Genomic DNA, 904 nt, shown 5'->3' on the forward strand with positions numbered 1-904 from the left:
GCCATTGGCACGTGAAAATCAACAACAATAACGTTAGATGGTTAACCGAATCTAAAGATAGCAATCCAAATTGAACAACCTCAGTTTTTTGAAAAACCGAGTTTTTCAGAATCGACTATATAGTAAAGCAAATAAGTTAGATAAGTTTGGCTTTAACCATTGGATCGGACCAGAGCCCCATGGCTCGGCAGAAAATAACTGCGGCACGGTACGCGATCCAGGTTTTGCACGACAAGTATGTGAAACCTTAATGATGCTTGATGAGGCATCGAAGCAAGGTGAAGAACAACCATTTTTGCTGGTATCTTCTTTTGTAAACCCGCATGATATTGTACTGCCTCGACAAAAAGATTGGTTTGCAGATTTTTATCAGCAAAAAGAGGCCGGATTATTACCTAAGGTTAGTCCCGCACCTAGCCAAGCTGAAAGCCTTGCAAGTAAGCCTCGCTGTCAAAAAGATTACCTATATACCTATCCAAGAATGTATTTGCCACAAGCACCTTCAGAAGACTATCGCCAGTTCTACTACTACTTAATGGCAGAAGTTAATAAGCACGTTACCACTGTGTATGAAACGCTCAAACAAACTTCATTGTTTGAAAACACCATTGTGGTTTTCACTTCTGATCACGGCGAGTTGCTTGGTTCACATGGTGGCTTGCATCAAAAATGGTACACAGCATACCAAGAAGTACTAAATGTGCCTTTCATCATCTCAAACCCGAATGTGTTCAAAAAGCCAAATCATCAATTAGATGTTACGACTTCACATGTAGACTTGTTACCTAACCTGAGCTGCGCATAAGAAAATGAACTAAAAGCCCTTGTGGTGATCAGATCTTTCGACCAAGAAACATAAGATTACCAAGGACAAGGGCATGAATAACTTAGACGCAATTTTCGT

1 protein-coding gene is annotated in these 904 nt (G+C 40.4%); it reads left to right on the top strand.

The annotated features are described in order from the left end of the window. Positions 1-70: 70 nt before the first annotated feature. Positions 71-805 carry a sulfatase-like hydrolase/transferase gene (locus HC733_RS22400; RefSeq protein ID WP_190367181.1) on the top strand — a complete coding sequence of 245 codons (735 nt, stop codon included), beginning with the start codon at positions 71-73 and terminating at the stop codon, positions 803-805. Positions 806-904: the final 99 nt, after the last annotated feature.

Origin of the sequence: Pseudoalteromonas sp. S16_S37 (assembly GCF_014694405.1) — a bacterium.
GTDB lineage: Bacteria > Pseudomonadota > Gammaproteobacteria > Enterobacterales > Alteromonadaceae > Pseudoalteromonas.